Below are 22,362 nucleotides of genomic sequence, written 5' to 3'. Positions count from 1 at the left end.
CCAAATCATTTTTTTAATTTATTATTTTCCCAGGTTCCCTGCTGTACTTGTCCATTTTTATACGTATATTTTCCTTCACCATTCATTTTATTATTGCTCCACTCTCCATCATATATATCACCATTTTTAAAATGATAAATGCCTTCTCCATTCATTAAATCATTTTGAAAGCTTCCTTCATAACTTTCACCATCTGCCCATACATATGTACCGCTTCCCTGTTTTTTATTATTTATAAATTCTCCATTATAGCTGTCACCATTAGCTTTTTTCAAAACACCTTTTCCATTCATCTTATTATCCGCCCACTGTCCATCGTAAACATCACCATTAGCCCAAGTATACTTACCTTGTTGAATTTTTTTATTATCCTTCACATAGCCATCATAAGTATCTCCATCATACTTTAAAGTTGCTTTCACTGGAGCAGTTTCGACTGCAGCTTGCTTTTGTGAACTTGAAGTTGTCTTCACAGAATTGCTATTAGTGCTATCATTCTTGGGACTATTTAAACTACCTATAGCTCCTATAAGTATAAATAGGGCTATTATTCCTCCAAAAATCCAACGTTTTTTCTTTTTCTTAACTGGCTTTGTTTCAATATCCTTAGGTTTTAAAATAACAGTCTTATCTAAATCATTAGATTTACTTTTTCCTATTTTGTTATATTTATCTTGTATTTTCAAAATTCCACCTCCCATTTTTTATCTATAGTAATTTCAAACCTATGTATAAATTCACAAATTTTATCAATTATATTATACTTCTACAAAAATAATTAAATTCCTGCATATAATTAGATAAAATACAATTTAATTTATATTGACGCGCTTCATGTATCGTTTTCCAACATATACCTCTATATACTTTTTCATAATTATGGTACAATATCCAAGTATAATTGAATAATCGCAGATGGATGGCTGCGGAGGTTTTGAATATTTTATCTCCTTGGGCTATTGGTGAATTATTTCACTTTAGCTTAGGGGGTGGTATTGGATATGCTAGAATTAATTATAAAAAGTTTAACTACTCTTTATACTATTAGGTTAGTTTTAAAACATAATCTATTTATTTCTAAGTGTAACTATTCAGCCACTATATATTGATTTTTATACTTAAAAAATCACAACATATAGTTAGATAATAGAGTAAAATTTAAAAATTAGCACAATATTTTGATGCTTTTTAGTTGATGATATAATTTTCCAAATTGTAATTGGCTATATAAGCCGTTGGACAAATTAATTTATTTTGTCAATAGCTGAATAGTTACAATATTTCTTTAATACTACTACACTATTTTCTATGTTGATATTTATACTATTATATAATATACTAACATCATAAACCAGTTGTATATTAGCATAAATAATTATTTTAGTCATATTATAATAGTGCAAATATATGGGTGTTTCTCATGTGAAAAGTGGACTGCTAGTGCAGATTCCCTGCATGTGAAAGCACCCTTTAATTATTTCCAATATAAATAAAAAAACGTAACTATTAAACTATACTGATATCATACCTAAATTTTATATACAAAAATGGTTATTTCAATAAAAATACATATTTCTAAAAAACTTAAGTCAATGTAGGATCAATAGGCTTTCCTATGGAAAAGTCATTCAGAATGTTTAATAAATATTATTTTTTTAAGGCTCTACTTATACACTACTCATAAACCCTCTCAAGCACAATCCCTTCCTTAAATCCACCACGTTTTTCTTTCTTCTGCAACCTCACCTTCATCAAATCTTCTTCACTATACCCCAAATTCTCAGCCAATCCAAAAATCACTTCCATAACATCCGCCAATTCTTCTAAATTCTTATCCTCTAAAAATTCCTTAACTTCTTCTTCTAACTTAACTTCAAGAAGCTTATAGTGTTCCTCCTTATCTGCCTTCCTAACATCAAATTTCTTACCCGCAGCTTCTATTACCTGTGGTATTTTATCACGAACTAATTTATTATAAGTCTTCATTATATTAACCTTCCTTTATTCATTCTCAGTTTTTCTTATTTTCCACTCTATTTTTATAATACTCTCTTGTTCTAAAATCTACTGCATCTTTAAAATGTTTCACAAAAGCTTTATTTGCTTTAAATTCCTCTAAATTTTCATTTAAACAGTAATCTTCTTTATCAAAATAGAAAAACTCCTTTTGAGTTTTAGCCAAAAACTTCAATGGATTATCCTTTGCCAACTTATACCACTGGTTTTTATCCCAGTTTTTAAAACCTTTTGTAGATTTCTGATTTAGCAAATCTACCGCATTTGACCCTTTTGCATAGAAGTCTTTAAAACTATTATAAATATCTTCTTCATTTATATTTAATTTTAAGTTTCCATCATTATAAAAAGCTAAAAGTACAGGCATCTTATAGGTTTTAGACATAGATGTTCTTTCTATCATATTTATAAATTCTTCTGCCTTTGTTCCCATAAGTTCAGCCTCATCTTGGTAAAGCTCCCCAATATTCTTTAAAAAACCTAAGTAATTTCTAAAAGGATTTTTATCTGATGCATTTTTTATTCTATTATATATGTCATTTTCAATATAAGTTATAAACTCCACTCTTGTAGGTCTGTGCCCTAAGTCTTCTTTTATCCTGTAATATTCCTCTTTTATTATATCCTGAAGCCTTTTACTCTGCTGTTCCATTTTCTTAAATATGTCCACAAGCCTAAAATCAAAATCTACAAAACATTCTTCTGGATATTCTTCTTCATCCGGTATAGTTCTTGAACCTCCAGAATTCTTTGGTTCCCCAGTAAGAAATAAAGGTACAAGATTTGCCTTTTTATAGTTTCCTATAAAATCTAATACATTTAAATAACTCTTTCCCTTATACTTACGGAGACCCCTTCCAAGCTGCTGCAAAAATACTGTTGGTGACTGTGTAGGTCTTAAGAACATGACAAGATCTATTGAAGGAATATCCAGGCCTTCATTAAACATATCCACTGAAAATATTACCTTTATTTCACCTTTAGCAAGCCTATTTACTGCTTCGTTTCTATCTACACTACAGTCAGAGTTTCCTTCACTTACTACTGCACAAGCTTTTACACCTTTACTACAAAAGTATTCTGCCATAAATTCTGCATGCTTTCTTGATGAACAAAATCCTAAAGCTCTTTGACTTTTGTATTTACTATAATGTCCAATTATTAAATCTGCCCTTTTATTTATCATTAAAGCTTTTTCTAACTTGTTATTATCATATTTACCATTTTTATAATCTATGGTTTCATAATTTACAAATTCATCATATATTCCATAATATCTAAAAGGCACAAGCCACCCTTTATTAATGGCAGATTTCAACCTAACTTCATAAGCTACATTGTTATCACATAATGCAAATACATCTTTATTATCCAATCTTTCTGGAGTAGCTGTTAAACCTAACATAAATTTAGGCTGAAAATAATCAATTATATTTTTATAATTTCCTGCAGCTGCATGATGAAATTCATCTATTACAATATAATCAAAAGCATCTTTAGCAAAATACTTATCATTTAAATATTCAGGTTTTCCAAGAGTTTGAACTGTTGCAAATATAAAGTCGCTAGTATTATCTTTGTTATTACTATAAAAAAAGCCTATAGACTTATCTGACCTTACATTTTTAAAAGATACTGCTGCTTGATTTATTATTTCTTCTCTATGAGCCACAAATAAAATTCTATTATAATCCCTTGAATCAAAAGCAGCTAAATACGTTTTTCCTATACCTGTAGCTGCTACTACCAGACCTTTATCATACCCCTCTTCTCTTCTTTTCTTTAATTCATATAAAGCTTCTATCTGTGCTCCTCTTGGCTCATAAAATTCAATTAGATTATTATCCTTCTTTAAAGAAACATTTTCATTATTATCTATATGTTTATATACCTTAGGTCTTACCCAACTTTCTGAATACTTTCTCATTTCTTCTTCGTCTATTATTGTAAAATGATTTAAAAATAAATCCTCAAAAGTACTTTTAAAGCTGTTAAAATCATCAATATTCTTATCTTTATTTAATCTATAATTCCACTCAATGCCGCTAGTTAATGCTGATCTTGATATATTGGAGGAACCTACATATAAATCTCCATCCTTTTCATACTCAAAAATGTACGCCTTTGGGTGAAATGACTTGTTTGGTATATTATAGAACCTCAAATCGACCTTATCTCTCATTATATCCTTTAACATATACAAAGCTTGTGGTTGAGTTATATTTAGGTAGTTACCCGTAAGTATTCTTATAGGTATATTTTTATTTACTACTTCCTTAAGTTCTTCTTTTAAAAGCTTTACTCCTGACTCCATTAAAAATGCTACTATTATGTCAATGCTTACAGCTTTCTTAAAGGACTCCTTAAGCCTGGGCAACAAATGATTAGTGTCACCAGTAATACAGTTGGATTTTTCTATTTCTTTAGCTTCTATTGCATCTACAGATGCATAATCATAATTATTTTCTAATTTCAATTTTTTTGTCATGCTTTCACCTCTTCCAAGGTAGAATGTTTTTATAATTTTACAATTTCACAAATCCATAAAATTTATTTACCGTAGCTATATTAATTGGTCTTTTTACATAAAATTTCAAATTATATTGTTATTTTATAACATATTCATCTCTTTTTACAGTAAAAAAATGGAGACAAGTACTAACTCTCCTATAAAAGTTTATTAATAAAACTTCTAAAAGCTAAAACTTATCTCTAATTAGAATTTAAAGATAGATATTTTCCCAATATCTACTTGTTGTCAATTTCCACTCCATTGCAACTGCACCAATCCAATGCAATTTTTCTCAAAGCTTCATCTCTAAACTCATACCATTTTTCTTCTATGCTAAGTCTGAAAGCCGTGTCCTTAAATCTCCTAAAAGCTCCTCTTCCATTTAACGCATTTAATAGTTGGTTAGCTATTTTATCATTATCTAAGAAATAACAAAATTTAACCATAATATCATACTCATTAATATCAAACTTTGATGGTAAAGCAATATAATAATTCCAGTTTTCTTCAACATCAATAGCTCGTCTAACATCATCCCTCTGCCAATCAGGCAAACTTTCTAAATCTTCCATGCTACAATCCTCAGCTAATCTTCTTGTTTCATCATCCACATAAGTAATTTCACCTGTCATTTTATTATAATAACAATTGCTATCATCATTAATTAACTCCATAGCTTCTATAATATCTTCTAATTTAACTTTTTTCATCACTACAGCCCTCACTTTTAATTTATTATAAAGACTTTTCAACGTATGAATTATCCTTTACCAATTTCCGTAACTAAAAAAATTTAATTAAACCATTACTTCAAATATCTTTTTTCCATCTTCTTTAATCCACGCTGCAGTATAATTTTTATTTCTATTAAATTTGAAAGAGCTTCTTGTATTTCTTCACAAAGTCTTAAATCATCCTCTACTGTCATTATTTTATACATACTTCCGCCCTAATATTACAAATACTGTATTTTACCCATCATACTCAACCAAAGCCTTCTTTAAGTTTCTAACTCCCCCTCTAGGATTTTCTACATCTCCCTTATATCTAGGAATTAGATGAACATGCAAATGCTTTATTGTCTGTCCAGCATAATAGCCAATATTAACTCCCACATTGTATCCTGCTGGTTCATACTGAATATCTAACATTTCCTTAACCTCATACATAAGGCTGTATATATCTTTTATTTCTTCCTCTGAGGCTTCAAATAAAAATGGAAAATGTCTTTTGGGTATTATCAAGGTATGCCCTTCATTTACGGGAAACCTATCCATTATAGCAAAAGCAAGCTTATTTTCTGCTATTATTTCTGATTTGTTGTAATTACAAAATATACAATCTGTCATTTTAATTCCTTTCTTCTCTAATTTGAAGCTTAATATCATTGATATCATTTACTCCACCTAATATAACACTTTTAGAATTTATGTCTTCTTTTGAAGCCATAACTAAATATTTATTTCTAAGCACTCCTAAAAACTACATAAATACTCTATTGCCACTACTTTTATCTACCTCATCAATTATTAAAACCATATTGTTATCATATTTATCAATCATAATAGTAATAAAAACAACTCACTAAAATTTTTCTATAAATTATTCTTCATTGATTACTCTTTTTACATAAAATTTCAAATTATACTGTTATTTTATAACATATTCATCTCTTTTTACAGTAAAAAAATGGAGATAAATAGTAACTTTTGTACAAAAGCTTATAAAACTTCCGAAAATTAAAACTTATCTCTATTATTATTTGCATCTACTATAGTTGCTTTAATATCTTCATCCTGCTTGGTTTTTAATAATTCTAGAGCATCTGGTGCTCCGTTAATTGGTTAGATCTACTGCTCTTTTATATGAATCTTTAATTTTATCTACTGGTAAAGCAATCTGTCCTTCTACCGTATCACCAACAAATGTTCCGCTTCCATTATATATTTTATATACAGTATAAGCTGCAATTAATGCATCCAGGAAATCATCCTTATACTTCTTATTTATATTTTGAAGATAATCTCTAATTCCAGTAAAGCCCTGTCCCTCAATAACATTTATTCTTTCATTTATTCCTTTTTCAGTATTTTTATTGGATAGAAGTTTTCCTGCAAGAACTGTAAAACAAGCATGAGGAAATACTTCAATCATTCCTCTATCTTTCTTTTCATTTAAATTACTTTCATTTAGTAATTCAAATCCTTTTTCTTTTAAAATATTATATACTTTGAATCCTGTTTCCATCCAAGATAAATAGTTTTTACTTCTTACTATTTCCATAGATGATGGAGTAGAAAATGGATTTATACCTCTTCTTGATAATTCGTATTCTGAAACTTTTTTATTATAATGTCCATTAATTTTTCTACCTAGCTTATTTCTATATGCTTCATCATTCATTAACCCTTGATTTAGATTATATGGTGCATCTACGCCTATTAAAGTTATAGGCGTATTCTTTATATATTCTTTTAGTTCATTCAAAGTCATATTCTTCAATAAACTTACATTGAAATTCTCATCTATTTCTGCAATTGACAGAGTTCTTAAATGTACATCTATACCACAAAATTTCATTTTCTCTCCTTAAAATTTACATTTTCATTAATAACTTAAGATAGTAAAAGATTGGGATTATATTCTATAATATAGAATACACAAGTACAAAGAACATATATAAATTTATCATTTTTTAGATGAAATAGCTGTTTTTCTAATATAAAATTTGAATCTACTAGCTCAATTAAATTAGCATTAACTACTATATCTTTCCACTTAATAGATTTGCCAGTAGCCAAAAATATAGCTTTAGTGAGATTTTGCAAAATAATTATATTACATAGATCTTTACTCGCAGCAAATTTGCGATAATCATTACCCATACTTTCCTGTTGTACACGGAATTTATATTTTTTATCTTGAAGCTCTTTCAATTTAACTTTTCTACTAAAATACTCATCATCTGGTATAGAACTTAAATGATAAAATGCTTCAATCATTGGGTAATTTAAATATAGTTTTCCCATATCTGAAGATTCACAAAAATAATCTTGCATTAATTTAATATTTTCAGGCACAAATTGTGGGTCCTGTGGATCTAAATCAAAAATTAGTAGTATATCTGTATATCTCTTATCAAATATTTTTTTCTTCTCAATATTTTTTTCTCTAGCTTTTAATACTTGAAGTATATCCATATCCTCTAATCCATCAATACCATCTCTAAACATTTCTTGATAAAGTGTGTATATATTAGTACAGTATGATACTATTTTATACTTAGCATCTATTTCATAAATATTAAATAATTTCTCCATTACTTTTACATCTGTTTTAGCACCTTCTACCAAAACTAAAATATTCTTTTTTACTACCTTACTCATCAAATTCACCATTTATATAAAGCTTTTCTAAATTATGTCCTTCACGCAATTCTCTATTGGTAGCATTAGCCAATGATGTTAACTTATCTGACGTTAATATAAAATAGCAATCTGGACGCATAATCCTATTTGTCAAGAGATTAGTGTTATGAGAAATTAAAATAGTTTGAAACTCCTTATGTTTTTCTAGTAACTGTACTATCATTTCTGAAAGTTCAAAATGATAATATGCATCAAATTCATCAATAAACAAAAATGATATATCTTTAGCCGTTGTGAGCCAATAATAGAGTGCATACAAAGCCTTAGTTCCATTAGAAGCAACTTTAAAAAATGGAATAGGAGTTTTTTTATTAAAGTATAAACGCTGTTTTCCATCAGGATCTTTTATAGCTACTAAATCTTCATTAACTCCTGCTGTATGAAGCAAATCCTGAAAAGTTTTCAAATAATCTTTTTCAAATATAAAGTTTATATAATCTTCACTTTCCTTTTTATAACCTATATATCTGTTTTCATCAAGACTTCGAAACCATAACATATTATTTACAAAACGCATCAATTGCTTAAGAGGTGCAGCAGTACTAGATAAAGTATTATTAACTACATATTTTAAAATTGAGATATTCTCATTTTGGAATTCAAAATTCAAGGAAGGAGCTAATTTTTTAAGTCCTTCTAAATCTCCTGATTTTTTTGTATAATCATAAGTCATTATAACTTCGTTATTTATTGAAATCTTTTCAAATGTTAGCTCTCTTACATCATTTTTTCGATACAAATAATCTATTTCTCCAGCTTCTAATTTAAATACATAATGAAACTCAGCAAAACCTGAATCTAAATCTGCATTTAAATAGTAATCATATAAATCCGGTGTAACATTTTTATCAGCCAAATGTGTTGTAATATCAAATAGTGCTAAGCCCAAATTTGATTTTCCAACTGAATTTTTTCCATAAATTATTATTTTATTCAGTAAACCTTTACTGGCACACTGTTCATTAAATTTATAATCTCGTACATCTGAAAAGTCCAGCTGTATATTTTCTTTAAAATTTTTAAAACCTCTTACTTCAAATTTTTTCAACATAATATCACCCCCAAATTAAATTATACATTATTCTAGACTGAAATCAACGAAATTATTCAAGTTGTCGTAAAAAAATTACGGTAATATATTTATATTAAACTTTTTGTACTTACTATATTCTAATTTATCTTTTAGCAACTATATTTTTTAAACTACCCCTTTATTAGCCGCCCCCATAATCCCCGCAGGCATCTCTTCCTTCAATCTCCACACAAAGCTAATAGGCATGCTTCCTCTGTGACTTACATACTCTGCCTCTCCCAAATAAGTGTAAGGTGCAGCTAAACCATCCTTCTTCTTACTTTCTCTAACAAATAAAACTATTTTATTACCCGTTTTGAAATGATTAATATACCTTTGTCCCGTTTCACTTTCTAAACTGGTTCTACTTTGACTTTGCCAGTGAAACAACCTCTCATTCATGGCATAGTCCTCATAAAGAGTGGAAGGAGAATAATCCTTTTCCGACTTATTTAAGGTTATAAAAAAGGCATCTACTTTCATTTCTCTAAAATACTTTACTCCTTCTCTAAAGGATGGCTTTTTATTTTCATTAAAATATCCAAAGGCAGCCATAATCTGATCTATAGAATAATTGCAATGTAAATCTAATGGAACAGCTCCTCCTAAATCCACAGTTTTATCTATGAAATCAATATGTAAGTAATTATAATTAAGAATTTCTACAGCTTCTTCTATTAATTCCTTATTATTAGAACAAAGGTTATATAAAGCCTCTGCAAAGGATTTATAACCTATTTTTTCTGGAAGTTCCATATGAAAGCTGTAATATAACATTCCAAGCATATGTTTTTCTTCTTCATCTAAATTGCTAGTGTCCAATTTAGATTTTAAAGTTAACACTTTTATCATAAACTCTATAAGTTTTCTTGAATTAATGTGAAATAGGTTTTTCATTTTCTTTGTAAGAAGTACTTCATCCTTGTTTACATAGTCATCTATTAATCCTGCTTCAACCTTCATTCTAGAAAAGCTTCTGTTTCCATTTTTACCATAGACATCAACTAAACTGTAATTATAGTAATCTAAAAAATTTCCTAGTGTTGGCTTTTTGTAGGTGTCACCTTCAAAGTATTTCAATTTACTTATAAGGCTTGCTTTTGTCAATTTAGCTCCCTTTATATTTCTTAATATATATTCCTTAGCCTGTTTTTCTAAATGTATATAGCATCCTTTAGGTAAATTCAAAAATCCATTGTTTATACTATATTCTACTGAATATTTTGATTTACCAATGAGTGCTTTAAATTTTTGCTCAAAATCATAGTTTTTATGAGCCTGACCTACAAAATCCAGTACTGTTAAACATTCTTTTCCTTCATATAATCTAAGACCTCTTCCAAGCTGCTGCAAAAATACTGTTAAGCTTTCTGTTGGCCTTAAAAACAGCACTGTATTTACTTCTGGTATGTCTACACCTTCATTATATAAATCTACTGTAAATATAAACTTAACTTCACCTGATATAAGTCTTCTTTTAGCATTATTTCTTTCTTCACTGCTGCTTTCTCCAAGTACTGCTATAGAAGGAATACATCTGCTGTTAAATCTATCTGCCATATATTTAGCATGTTCTACACTTACACAAAATCCTAGTCCCACAACCTCATCAATATCCGTAACATATTTATACAAACTGCTTATTATTCCACTTACTCTAATATCATTACTGGTATATACATTTTCAAGCTCATTTTTATCATATCCGCCTCTAGTCCATTTAAGCTTAGATAAATCCACACTATCTGATACTGCAAAGTATTGAAATGGGCTTAAAAGCTTTTTGTCTATGGCTTCTGATAACCTCATTTCCGCTGCTATTCTATCATCAAAGCGTTCCAGTACATTTTTGCCATCCATTCTCTCTGGAGTAGCTGTTAATCCTAAAAGTATCTTTGGAGCATAATAATCCAAAAGTTTTTTATAGGAAGGTGCTTCTGCATGATGAAACTCATCTACAATTATAAAATCATAAAAATCAGAAGTAGTCTTTTCATAAAGCCTTGAAGAATTAAAGCTTTGTATACTCATAAACAGGTGATCCAAAGACTCTGGTATATTTCCGCCTACATATAAATCACCAAAATTATTATCCTTTAATATAGCTCTGAAGGTGTCTCTACTCTGCTTTAATATTTCTTCTCTGTGAGCTATAAATAAAAGCCTATTTTTCTCTTTTCTATTTTCTTTTACAAAGTCCTTATAATCAAAGGCTGCTATAACTGTTTTTCCAACTCCTGTAGCTGCTACTATAAGGTTTTTACATCTTCCATATAGTGTTCTTTCAGCCTTAAGTTTTTCTAATATTTCCTTTTGATAATAGTAGGGATGTATATCTAAACTAAATATAGTATTATCATTACTATCAGTTTTACTTTCCTTTTTTAAAGAAGTTATAAGCCTTTTCTTATCCCCTTCAAGTTCTCCATTAAAACTATTAAACTCATCATCATTCCAGTAGCTTTCAAATGTTGCCTGAAACTTTTTAATAATATCAAAGGAATCTTTTTCCGTAACTTTTATATTCCACTCAAGTCCGGAGGTTAGTGCCGCATTAGATAAATTGGAAGATCCTATATAAGCTGTAGTAAAGCCTGTTTCCCTTTTAAAAAGATAAGCCTTTGCATGAAGCCTTGTTCTATCAGTATCATAGGATATTTTTATTTCAGTGTTTTTAAGCTTACTAAGTTCTTCAATAGCTTTATAATCAGTAGCTCCCATATAAGAAGTAGTAATAATCCTAAGCTTATGATCTTCTCCTTCTGTAAACTCTTTAAGCTCTTCAATTATGCATCTTAAACCGCTCCATTTAATAAAGGACACCAACATATCAATAGAATCACAGCACAATATTTCTTTTTTTATTTCACTCATCATGTCTGGCTCCTGCTTTGAACCAGTGAAAAGTGAACTCTGAGAAAGTGGAGTTACTGGTCTTACTGCCTTATCTTCCTTAACAGCTTTAATGCTATTTATTTTTGAATACAAAGCCGTAAGCATTTCACCTTCTTCATCAATTTTTAACCCAGTAATGTTTTTCTCATGGGATAATTTGCTTAAACTTTTTATAAGCTCATTGCAAGCCTTTATTTGTGAAATCAAAGCTTCCTTATCGTTCTTTTTATTACTTTCCCTTATAAATCTTAAACACTTTTTAACTACAGAAGATATGTAGCTTGTGAGTATAGTTTTAGCTTCTTCTACATCTATAGTTTCTTTTTCAAGAACATATTTATCTAAATCTAATTCTTTTAACTTATTTTTAAGATCCTCATATATTACCTGTTCATAGACCCCATCCTTTATCACAGTTGACACTCCCCTGCTGCTTCCTAGTTTACATTCATATGTGCATATTATAACTTATTCTTACCTTTTTATCAAAAATAAGGTACATTCATACCTGCTGCCTAAAAATTTTTAAAATTTTGTATGATAAGTAGTTTTATGATATAATTACCTATTGTCGTTAGAAAATGTCTAAATAAAAAATGTAAAGTGAGACTATTAAAATGAGAAATGAAAAATTAGAAAGAACAATAATCAAAATAGATAATGAAATTGCTGCTATGAACATAGCTAAAAAGTACTTATCAAATGTAGAAGAAATAAATGAAGTAAAAAAGACTTTAAATAACAAAAGACAATTATTAGCCAATGAAATATATGCCGAGGATCATAAATCCTATTCAGAATGCCGCGAAGTCATAGAAGGAATGTTAGATAAAGAATTAGAAAAAGAAGAACAAGTTGAATTGCTTGAAACGATAAAAGACAAATTTGGAAGAAAATCGCCAAATGTAAGTAAAGTAAGTAATGGACTTAATGCTTGGTTGAAAGAACTTAATATTGAATACAGTTGGATTAATAATGAAGAAACTGGTTGGGATAAATTGATTATAACTGGATTTGGATTATATAAGCAGAAATAAATTTAAGCACCCATCTATGCTAAACTTTTCTAGAAGAAAGGTGTTGCTAAAATGAAAAAAACATTGAAAGTCGTCGGAGCTGTTATAGAAAATGAAAATAATGAAATACTATGCGCTCTTCGTTCTCCAAAAATGTCCCTGCCAAACAAATGGGAATTTCCAGGTGGGAAAGTTGAGAAAGGTGAAAATTTGAAACAAGCTATAGAAAGAGAAATCCAAGAGGAGTTAAAATGCACTGTAGAATACTTGGATGTATTTAATGACAATACTCATGAATATGATGCTTTTATAGTAAATTTGATTACTGTAAAGTGCAAATTAGTATCAGATATTCCTACAGCCAATGAACATTCTAAACTGATATGGCTAAAAAGAGAGAACCTCTCTTCTTTAAAATGGGCTCCAGCAGATATTCCTACAGTTGAAAAGTTGATATCAGAAAAGGTATAGTAAAAAACACTATACCTTTTTGATTACTGCCTAATTAATAAATATAGAATAAAACTCTCTCCTATGTTTAAACTAATAACAATTAAAATAGCGAAAGGAATAAAATAGATGTTCTTAATAGTAAAAAATTTAAAGAAAAGCTATAAAACGACTGATATAACTACCACTGTTTTGAATGGTATAGGAATGAATTTAGACAAAGGTGAAATTGGAGTTATACTTGGTCCTTCTGGTTCTGGCAAGTCAACCCTTCTTAATATTATAGGTGGAATTGATAAATGTGACTTTGGTACTGTTTTTGTAGATAACCTTGAAATTACTAAACTAAATGATAATGAACTCACGGACTACAGAAGAAAAAATATAGGTTTTATATTTCAATTTTACAACTTAATACCTAACTTAACTGCTGGGGAAAATATTGAGGTTGTCTCAAACATAAGCAGTTGTCCTCTTAATACTGATGAGGTTTTAAAAGCCGTAGGTATGCTTGATAAAAAATATAGATTTCCAAGGGAATTAAGTGGTGGTGAACAGCAAAGAATCTCCATTGCAAGGGCAATAGTTAAAAATCCAAAGCTTTTATTATGCGATGAACCCACCGGTGCACTTGATTTTTCAACCTCCAGGGAGATATTAAAACTTCTTCAGAGAATTAACAAGGACTTTGGTTCAACCATACTTATGATAACACATAATAATGCAATCAGTTCTATGGCAAACAGGGTCTATAGAGTAAGAAGTGGAGAAATTGTAGATAGTGTAGTCAATAAAGAGATTATTCCTGCAGAAAGGATTGAGTGGTAATGATTATAAATAAAAAAATTAAGAGAACCATGCTGGAAAGTAAATCTCAATACCTTGGTTCCTTGCTGCTTATTATTTTTAGCTGTCTGCTTTTTACAATGTTTAATTTGGTTTCTATAAATTTGTCAGGGTTATTATCTTCTTTTGAAAGAGACTATAAGCAGGAAGATGCAACCTTTATGACAAGCAAAAAATTAAATAATCCAGAGTCCTTAGAAGCAAAGTTTAATATGAGTTTGGAGGAAACAAAATCTTTTGATTATTCCATATCAGAAAATAAGACTTTAAGAATCTTCAGGGAAAATACCAAGGTTAACATACCTGCAATAATTGAAGGTAAAAATTTGAGTAATGGTGGTATTCTTATTGACCCCTCTTATGCAAAAGCTAATAAGTTAAATATTGGCGACAGTATAAAACTATATAATCAGAATTTTACCATTTCTGGTTTTATGTCTATACCAAATTATATATATCCGCTAAAATCAGAATCAGATATTATAAATGATCCGAACAGCTTTGGTATTGCAGTAATTAGTAAAAATGATTTTAATAATATAAACAGAGGAAATAGCTTTTATGCTGTGAGATTTAATAGCGATAGAAGCAATTTAGGTAAAAAAATATCTGAACTCAAGAGTTATTTAAGAAGCAAAAATATTATTATTTTAAGCTGGATGAATGTAGCTGATAATCCAAGAGTAACTTATATGACTGCAAAGCTTTCTGGAATTGATAAGATGAGCTCATCTATGCCCATGAGCATACTAATCCTTACTTGCATTCTAACTGGTATAGTAATGCTGAGAATGTTAAAAAGAGAAGCTGCTGTTATAGGAACTCTTTATGCACTAGGTTATAGAAAAAGAGAAATTATGAAACATTATCTCATGTATCCTTTAGCTGTTTCATTATTAGGCGGTATTCTTGGAACTATGCTTGGGGTAATAACCTTAAAACCTATGATTTCCTATTATGTGTCCTACTTTAATATACCTGTAAGTTCTTTAAGCTTTAATATAAATTATTTGATAATGAGCATTCTGCTTCCTATAGTCTTTTTGATTATCTGCAGCTATTTTGTTGTAAATAAATCACTTAAAGCTTCACCTGTTGAACTTATGAGAGGTGGAAGTCAAAATAATAAGGTTGGCTTTATAGAAAAAAATATAAAACTTGATAAATTAAATTTTAATACTAAGTTTCAAATAAGAGAATTACTTAGAAGCATACCTAGAAGTATATTTCTTATGCTTGGAGTTATTATGGCAACTATGCTGCTTTTAATGGGTTTTTCAGCAAAAAGTTCCTTGGATTATCTTATGAAGGATTCTTTTAGTGAAGCCTTTAAATACAACTATCAGTATGTGTTTAATTCTGTCCAAAATGGCAAACCAGAAAAAGGTGAAGCCTTCTCTGAAATACCCTTTGCACTTAAATCAGATGCCAATTTAACTTTTACAGTGTATGGAGTAAGTTCTAATTCTAAGTATATTTACTTTAAAAACAAAGCAGGAAATGTACTGAAATCAGATAAAATTATTATAACAAGACCTCTAGCTGATAAGCTTAATATAAATCCAAAGGATACTATTAAAGCTGTTAACAGGCTTGATTCAAAAGAATACAACATAACTGTTGATGATATTGCTGAAACCTATGTTGGCAGCTATATTTATATACCTCTTGATAAGCTTAATGCCATGCTTAAGTTTCCTCCTTACAGCTACACTGGACTTTGGAGTACAGAAAGATTGTCTATTCCAGAAAACAAACTGCTGGCTTTTGTAACGGTTGATGAGATGAGAAATGCCTTTAACACAATTACAAAGCCACTTCAGGCTGTTATAGGAGGCATAGCCTTTATGTCCTTTATAATTGGACTTATAGTGATATATGTTGTTACTGCTCTTACAATAGAAGAAAATAAAGAGAATATATCTCTTATGAAGGTTCTAGGCTACAGAAATAAGGAGGTTTATTCACTAATTTTAAACAGCTCCTCTTTTATAGTTATACTTGGCTATATTCTTGGAATCCCCCTGCTTCTTGCATCCCTGCGTGCTCTATTTAAGTCAATAACTAAAGACATGAATATATCATTTCCAGTAACTATAAATTACGTTTATGTTATAGTTGGTTTTATTATTATATACTTGACCTATGAACTCTCAAAGCTATTAAGCAGGAAAAAAATAAATAAAATTTCCATGTCTGAAGCTCTAAAATCTCGAATGGAATAAGCATTGAGCCAAAATATTAAGAATTAAACCTGTATCCTGTACCCCATATAGTTTCAATATACTCAGGATTTCCAGAATCTTTTTCTATCTTCTTTCTAAGTTTTTGTATGTGTACTGCTACAGTAGCTGTATCTCCACAGTAATCTTCTCCCCAAATGCTGCTAAATATTTGATCCTTTGTGAAAACTATATTAGGATTGGAAGCCAGGAATACCAATAGTTCATATTCTTTAGTTGTTAGAAAAATTTCCTTGCCATTAACAAATACTTTATGAGAGTCTGTTTGAATCTCCATAGCCTTATGACTGATAATCTCTAAAGCAACTTTTTTACCTGATAGACGCTCATACCTTATAATGTGGGATCTTATTCTTGCAACTAACTCTGCTGGACTGAAAGGCTTGGTTAAATAATCATCTGCACCAAAACCTAACCCTCTTATTTTGTCTATATCTTCATTTTTAGCTGATACAATTATAATGGGAATTTCAAATTTATCTCTAATTGCTTTTACTATTTCATATCCATCTTTACCAGGAAGCATTAAATCTACTACAACTACATCATAAACACCAAGTAGAGCCCTTTTTAATCCTGATACCCCATCTTGTTCTATATCCACCTTATACCCATTTAATTGAAGATAATCTCTCTCTAAAGCTGCAATATTATTATCATCTTCAATTATTAAAACCTGTTTCACAAAAACCTCTCCCTCCTTGTACCATTATCATTAAATTACTATAGGAAGCTCTACTATAAAAGTACTGCCTTCCGACAAAATGCTCTCAACAGAAATTTTTCCTCCGTGTGCTTCTACCATTTCCTTAGCAATTGCCAGTCCAAGTCCTGTACTCATTAGGTCCTTTGTTCTTTCTGTATCTATACGATAAAATCTATCAAATACATAAGGAAGCTTATCTGGAGCTATGCCCGGACCATTGTCACTTATGATAATCTTTATATGATCTTTTTCGTCCTTTAATCCAATAGAAATAACTAAATTTTCTTTTTCACCATATTTAACAGCATTTCCTATAATATTTCTTATAGTTTGGTATATCCTTTTCCCATCTATGTTAACTTCTATTTCTCTTTCTATTTTATCAGTAAAACTAACTTTAATATTTTTTTCACCTAAGACAAATGCAAATTCCTCCATCAGATCTTCCATAAAAGGTTTTATCTTCACTTTTTCAAATTTAAAATCTACCTTTTGCATATCAAGCTTTGAAAATAAAAATAAATCATCAATAAGTCTATTTATATAATCTATATTACTATGAATTGTTTTAAGATAGCTATTTACTTTATCAGGTGAATGTGCAACACCATCCAAAATAGCTTCAACATATCCATTTATTGAGGTAATTGGGGTTTTTAAATCATGAGATATGTTTGCTATAAGAGTCTTTCTATTTTCCTCATATTCTTTTTTTAACTTTTCACCCTGCTCTAGTTTTTCTGCCATTTTATTAAACTCATCTATTAAAATACCAATTTCATTATAAACTTTTTTTTCAATTCTAACCTCATAATTTCCCTTGGCAATTTGCTCTACTCCAGTTTTTAGACTTTCAATAGGCTTCATAATTCTTTTCTCTAATCGCCAATATATATATAAGTGCGCAATTTCTTTAGCAGTAAATATTACTGCAAAGAAAATAGTTATAGCCTTAATCCCCACAACCTTAAAGATTAAATAAATTATAAATATATTAATTAAAAAGGCCATGGGACGAAGCCAAATTAAATATTTATGACATAATCGAAATTCATCTCTATGTCTATGGTGAATCTCATGAATTCCATGTAAATGTTCATGATCTCCATTATGCCATCTATGATGTTTTTCATGCCATTTTTTGTGAAGTTCACTTTTATTCTTTTTAAAAATACCCATATATATCACCTTTATAGTTTATTTTGAGAGGACAATTGACAGAGGACAGAGGACAATGAAGGTGAGTTTTCCTCCTTACGTCAGAAAACTAATTTATTTTTTCAAGCTTGTTTTGCTAACGCAAAACAAACTTCAACTTTATATAAGTCAGCGATGTTTCGCTCTAGCGAAACGAGTCCTCAAAAATTTAATTAAAGATTTTTCGTAGTGTAACGGAGAAAAATCCTCCTTCACTGTCCTCTGTCAATTGTCCTCTGTCAATTGTCCTCTGTCCTCTGTCCTCTAAAAATATTTAACTTGTGTTAACTGTTACCAATAAATATTTTTTATAAGTTGACTTTCTGCAGCTAGTATCTATAATATTACCATAGTATATTCTCACTTAAAATAAAAAATGGGTGTAAAATTTAAGCTTACACCCACAGACCTTTACCAACTGAAGTTTACTAAAGCATTTAAACTATTTTCACCTTTAGCAGTGACTTCTATCTTTTCAACTTCATTATTTTTATTAACATATACATTTAAATCAGCATTGCTATTTTCAGAACGGAGTAATTCTTTCATAAAATCACAGCACTTATGCTGTTCATCCATACCTTCAAAATGGAAGTTTTTATGAGTCTCACCTAAATCTTTATGATGATTCCTGATTTCACTAATTATATCCTTCAAGTTAAGAGACAATATTGATATTTCATCCTTTTCTTCCACTTTAAGATTATTTAGCATATTGAGTATAAAGGTGATTTTTGAAAGTTTTCCCTTTATATCTCTATGCTCACAACATCCCATGTTATGATGATCCATATGACCCATTTTGCCTATGTGATGGTGGAATCTATGATGTCCACAATCCTTCATATTAAACTCTGTATTGCTTTCATGCTTTGCTTTTTTTCCATCACAATCAAATTCACTGTTTATTTTAGCTTTACACTCCCCAGTAGTTGTATTAGTACTAAATTCCTTAGAAAGAGATAATACTTTTGTTTCTCCTTTTGCAGCATCTAATTTGATCTTTACATTAAATTCTTCCTTTTCCTGCACAGTTTTAAACACATCATATAAAAGTTTAATCTTGTTCATTAATATGACCTCCTAATATTTTTGCAAGGATGTTATTTTTAATGTCCTTGCTTATTATGAGTTCATTATAAAGACAGAGATTAAAAATCCTTTAAAGCAATTTTAAAAATTTTATAAAGAATTATAAAATAAGTTTAAAATAATTACCAATCAAATTTTCTACCTGAAGTTTCTATTAGTCGTGGTATTTTATCATGCACTAATTTGTTGTAAACTTTCTCTCTATGCTATTTAATATTTTCATCTACAAGAAACACCTTCCCCTTATCTCCATCCACTAGTATTTTCTGTCCATCCTTCAGCATACTCATTACCCCTGGTATGTTTACTACAGCTGGAATTCCATATTCTCTGGCTACAATGGCTCCATGGGATAGAAATCCTCCTGTTTCCATAACAACAGCTCCTGCTTTTAAAAACAATGGTGTCCATCCTGGGTCAGTGGATGGCGCTACCATAACCTCTCCTGGTTGAAGTAGTCCTCCCTCATTGGGATTGCTTATCAGCCTAACTAATCCAGAGGCTTTTCCAGCAGCAACTGGTATTCCAGTGAGACAATTGCTAGAACTCTCTATAACTGGTTCTGTAAACTTTGGAGTTTCTCCGTAAATTACATCTGGCGGAGCAAGCAATTCCATTTTTTTCTTCCATTCTTTTCTTGCAGCAATGATAAATTGAATCCCTCTGCCATCCCATTCACCGCTCAATACTGAAAAAAGTTCTGGCCATGTACAAAAAAACACATCATCTGGTTCTTTAATTACAGCTCTTTCATAAAAGCGATGACCTAATTCTATGGCAATTGTTCTATATGCATCCATAATCAATGCTAGTACGGATTTATTCTTCTCCCTAACTGCCGCTCCATCCTGGCATTCTTTAACGAGTTTTCTTATTTTAGAGTGCTTAGAAGCAGGCACTTTTTCTTTGATTTCACTCCACGCCTGTTTCAATTTCTCTTTTTGTTCCTTCTTAAGCCTCCCAATATCAGCAGTATTTATAGTACTACGTATAATTCCAAGCAAATAAGATGGATCTTCTCTCCACCTAGGATTTATAATATCCAGCTCATAAACTGCCCGATGACCATATTCTTGTATAAACTCATGGAAGGTCTTCTTAAAGGGAGAACTTTCAGGCAGCTTTACTTCCCATTTCATAGGATCAAAGTTAGCATCCTTAAAATATTTAACAGCATCAGAGTCCTTACGAGCCAGCTCAGCCATTTCAACCAACCTATAGCCTTCATCAGCACTGGTTATATCTGCTGTTCCTCCAACCATTAATGCATTTATCACCATTAGTGCTTTATCTGAGAAATACTCAGTGAGAATATTTAATAAGTACATAACTGGCATGCTGCCTGCTGCACTTAAAAACATGAATTCTTTAGCCATTCCTTTAACAATGCTGCCTAATTCATTATATTTGTTAATAAAATCTTGATCTGTCCACTTACCAAACTCTTCACTGGTTATTGACTTTACTGAAGCTGTGATCTTACTCCAAGTTTGCGCAGAGTTTTCCTTACCTTGTTTAACCAAATCCATGTTCTTAGCTACACGTTCTTTTCTCTTTAATCCAATTACTCCACCATGGGGATCAGGGTCATCTATTTTCATATCCTTCTGGTGACCACCCCAAAAGACACCAAAACCCTGAGGCAAGGCCCCCATTGCATCATAATTTCCCCACTGCTGAACTGATATATTGCAATAAAGTCTTCCATTAAAAAACCTAGAAAATTGCAGCCCTTCAGGAAAGTCATAGCCTACACCAGTAAAAAAGCCCTGATGCATAGTATCAATGATATTTTTCATTAAGCGCCGATTTAAAGGTGACTGAACCATGGGTACAGCATCTCTATAATTGCCATTGGACCAGATATCCGGTTGGTTCTGCAAAGCAGGAAATGTCTTTCGCGACAGAGTAGTTATTGGCCGTGCTTGAACCAAAACAAAATCATGCCCATCATAAACCCATTCCACATCCTGATGCTGATCACCATTACCTAAGGCATCAAATACTCTTAGCAAAATCCTGCCAAGCTTTTCAATTTCCTTATCCTGCAGTACCTGCTGTAAAGACATTTCATTTGACTTAATAAATTGAGTTCCACCATTTTCACTTCTTACAACCATTCCTTGCTTATGTCCAATTTTTCTCGATATTAAACGTGGACTGGCATTTATAGCTTCAGCTTCTAGATAATATGTATCTGGCTCAACTGAACCAGACACCACTGACTCACCCAATCCAAAATTGGCGTTAATCACTATAACATCCTCACGTCCTGATAAAAGATCACAGGTAAAACCTACTCCAGCAGCTTTAGCTTCCACCATCTCCATGATAACTACTGCTGCTTTTACATCATCATCTCTTATATTCATCTTTTTGTGATATGCCACAGCTCTAGAAGACCACAAGGAAGCATAACATCCTTTCACTGCTGACAGTATGTCCTCTAAACTGCAAACATTCAAAAATGAATCATGTATACCAGCAAAAGATGTCTTTTTAGAATCTTCCGCAGCTGCAGAGGACCTCACAGCCCAGGATTTTTTTAATTTTCCACAGCTATTGATATATGTAGATAACTCCTGAATAATAGCTGGTGGTATTGAGCCACCTATAATTTTTTCTTTAACTGGTTCAATTTATCTTTAACATGAATTTCATCCAAATTCTCCAGAGTAGTTACTGAAACAACTTCATCAATTATTTTTTGTAATTCATTGTACTTGATATATTCATCATAAGCCTTGGCAGTTAATACTTTTCCTTGAGGAACGTTGAAACCATATTGACCTAACCTTCCTAAATTCCAGCCTTTACCTCCGACCATTGATACACCTGACTCAAAAGCTTCTTTCCAATTCAAAAGATACTTCATCTTAAGCAGCCTCC

Annotated in this window: 18 protein-coding genes and 1 pseudogene; 4 read left to right on the top strand and 15 right to left on the bottom strand. The window is 30.6% G+C overall.

Translation table 11 applies throughout. From position 1 onward, the window contains the following. Positions 1–5: 5 nt before the first annotated feature. From WY13_RS04400 to WY13_RS04360, 11 genes are all read right to left on the bottom strand, one after another. Positions 6–686 carry an MORN repeat-containing protein gene (locus WY13_RS04400; protein ID WP_063554491.1) on the bottom strand — a complete coding sequence of 227 codons (681 nt, stop codon included), beginning with the start codon at positions 684–686 and terminating at the stop codon, positions 6–8. A 988-nt stretch (positions 687–1,674) separates the two neighbouring features. Continuing rightward, positions 1,675–1,986 carry a nucleoside triphosphate pyrophosphohydrolase gene (locus tag WY13_RS04395; RefSeq protein ID WP_063554490.1) on the bottom strand — a complete coding sequence of 104 codons (312 nt, stop codon included), beginning with the start codon at positions 1,984–1,986 and terminating at the stop codon, positions 1,675–1,677. Between the two features lie 25 nt (positions 1,987–2,011). Beyond that, positions 2,012–4,504: a DEAD/DEAH box helicase family protein gene (locus WY13_RS04390; protein ID WP_063554489.1), complete on the bottom strand. Its 2,493-nt coding sequence runs from the start codon at positions 4,502–4,504 to the stop codon at positions 2,012–2,014. A gap of 260 nt (positions 4,505–4,764) precedes the next feature. Next, a complete protein-coding gene (locus tag WY13_RS04385; RefSeq protein WP_063554518.1) occupies positions 4,765–5,238 on the bottom strand; it encodes a UPF0158 family protein in 474 nt (157 codons plus the stop codon). A gap of 95 nt (positions 5,239–5,333) precedes the next feature. Further along, a complete protein-coding gene (locus tag WY13_RS22030) occupies positions 5,334–5,468 on the bottom strand; it encodes a hypothetical protein (RefSeq protein WP_278321767.1) in 135 nt (44 codons plus the stop codon). A 31-nt stretch (positions 5,469–5,499) separates the two neighbouring features. Continuing rightward, entirely contained in the window at positions 5,500–5,877 is a 378-nt protein-coding gene (locus WY13_RS04380; protein ID WP_063554517.1) for an HIT family protein, read from the bottom strand. 1 nt (position 5,878) lies between these two features. After that, a complete protein-coding gene (locus tag WY13_RS22025) occupies positions 5,879–6,001 on the bottom strand; it encodes a hypothetical protein (protein ID WP_278321766.1) in 123 nt (40 codons plus the stop codon). Between the two features lie 363 nt (positions 6,002–6,364). Beyond that, positions 6,365–7,108 carry a DUF429 domain-containing protein gene (locus WY13_RS04375; RefSeq protein WP_063554488.1) on the bottom strand — a complete coding sequence of 248 codons (744 nt, stop codon included), beginning with the start codon at positions 7,106–7,108 and terminating at the stop codon, positions 6,365–6,367. Positions 7,109–7,143: 35 nt separating this feature from the next. Beyond that, positions 7,144–7,914 (bottom strand): hypothetical protein, encoded by a 771-nt coding sequence (locus tag WY13_RS04370; RefSeq protein WP_063554487.1) that lies wholly within the window; start codon positions 7,912–7,914, stop codon positions 7,144–7,146. Beyond that, the gene (locus WY13_RS04365) at positions 7,907–9,007 is read right to left on the bottom strand and encodes an AAA family ATPase (RefSeq protein WP_063554486.1); all 1,101 of its coding nucleotides are present in this window, start codon (positions 9,005–9,007) and stop codon (positions 7,907–7,909) included. Before WY13_RS04365 ends, WY13_RS04370 begins: the two co-directional genes overlap by 8 nt. Positions 9,008–9,154: 147 nt before the next feature. Then, the gene (locus WY13_RS04360) at positions 9,155–12,334 is read right to left on the bottom strand and encodes a DUF3427 domain-containing protein (protein ID WP_063554516.1); all 3,180 of its coding nucleotides are present in this window, start codon (positions 12,332–12,334) and stop codon (positions 9,155–9,157) included. Positions 12,335–12,540: 206 nt separating this feature from the next. Here WY13_RS04360 and WY13_RS04355 point away from each other — a divergent pair, with 206 nt between their 5' ends. From WY13_RS04355 to WY13_RS04340, 4 genes are all read left to right on the top strand, one after another. Continuing rightward, positions 12,541–12,960: a hypothetical protein gene (locus tag WY13_RS04355; protein WP_063554485.1), complete on the top strand. Its 420-nt coding sequence runs from the start codon at positions 12,541–12,543 to the stop codon at positions 12,958–12,960. A 51-nt stretch (positions 12,961–13,011) separates the two neighbouring features. Next, positions 13,012–13,410 (top strand): (deoxy)nucleoside triphosphate pyrophosphohydrolase, encoded by a 399-nt coding sequence (locus WY13_RS04350; protein WP_063554484.1) that lies wholly within the window; start codon positions 13,012–13,014, stop codon positions 13,408–13,410. Positions 13,411–13,518: 108 nt separating this feature from the next. Beyond that, positions 13,519–14,217 carry an ABC transporter ATP-binding protein gene (locus WY13_RS04345; RefSeq protein ID WP_063554483.1) on the top strand — a complete coding sequence of 233 codons (699 nt, stop codon included), beginning with the start codon at positions 13,519–13,521 and terminating at the stop codon, positions 14,215–14,217. Continuing rightward, entirely contained in the window at positions 14,217–16,460 is a 2,244-nt protein-coding gene (locus tag WY13_RS04340) for an ABC transporter permease (RefSeq protein WP_063554482.1), read from the top strand. Before WY13_RS04345 ends, WY13_RS04340 begins: the two co-directional genes overlap by 1 nt. Positions 16,461–16,476: 16 nt before the next feature. Here the strand turns inward: WY13_RS04340 and WY13_RS04335 are convergent, their stop codons facing one another. The 4 genes and pseudogenes from WY13_RS04335 to WY13_RS04320 all read right to left on the bottom strand — a co-directional run bounded on the left by WY13_RS04335 (position 16,477) and on the right by WY13_RS04320 (position 22,348). After that, positions 16,477–17,163, bottom strand: coding sequence for a response regulator transcription factor (locus WY13_RS04335; RefSeq protein ID WP_063554481.1), 687 nt, complete (start codon positions 17,161–17,163; stop codon positions 16,477–16,479). A 30-nt stretch (positions 17,164–17,193) separates the two neighbouring features. Beyond that, a complete protein-coding gene (locus tag WY13_RS04330) occupies positions 17,194–18,363 on the bottom strand; it encodes a sensor histidine kinase (RefSeq protein ID WP_063554480.1) in 1,170 nt (389 codons plus the stop codon). 429 nt (positions 18,364–18,792) lie between these two features. Next, positions 18,793–19,452 carry a hypothetical protein gene (locus WY13_RS04325; RefSeq protein WP_063554479.1) on the bottom strand — a complete coding sequence of 220 codons (660 nt, stop codon included), beginning with the start codon at positions 19,450–19,452 and terminating at the stop codon, positions 18,793–18,795. Positions 19,453–19,679: 227 nt separating this feature from the next. Next, positions 19,680–22,348 (bottom strand): annotated as a pseudogene (locus WY13_RS04320) (PEP/pyruvate-binding domain-containing protein). Between the last annotated feature and the right edge of the window lie 14 nt (positions 22,349–22,362).

This window comes from Clostridium ljungdahlii (assembly GCF_001636845.1).
Lineage (GTDB): Bacteria > Bacillota > Clostridia > Clostridiales > Clostridiaceae > Clostridium_B > Clostridium_B ljungdahlii_A.
The sequence above is the reverse complement of the archived record's forward strand: the minus strand, read 5'-3'. Positions and strand labels throughout refer to the sequence as shown.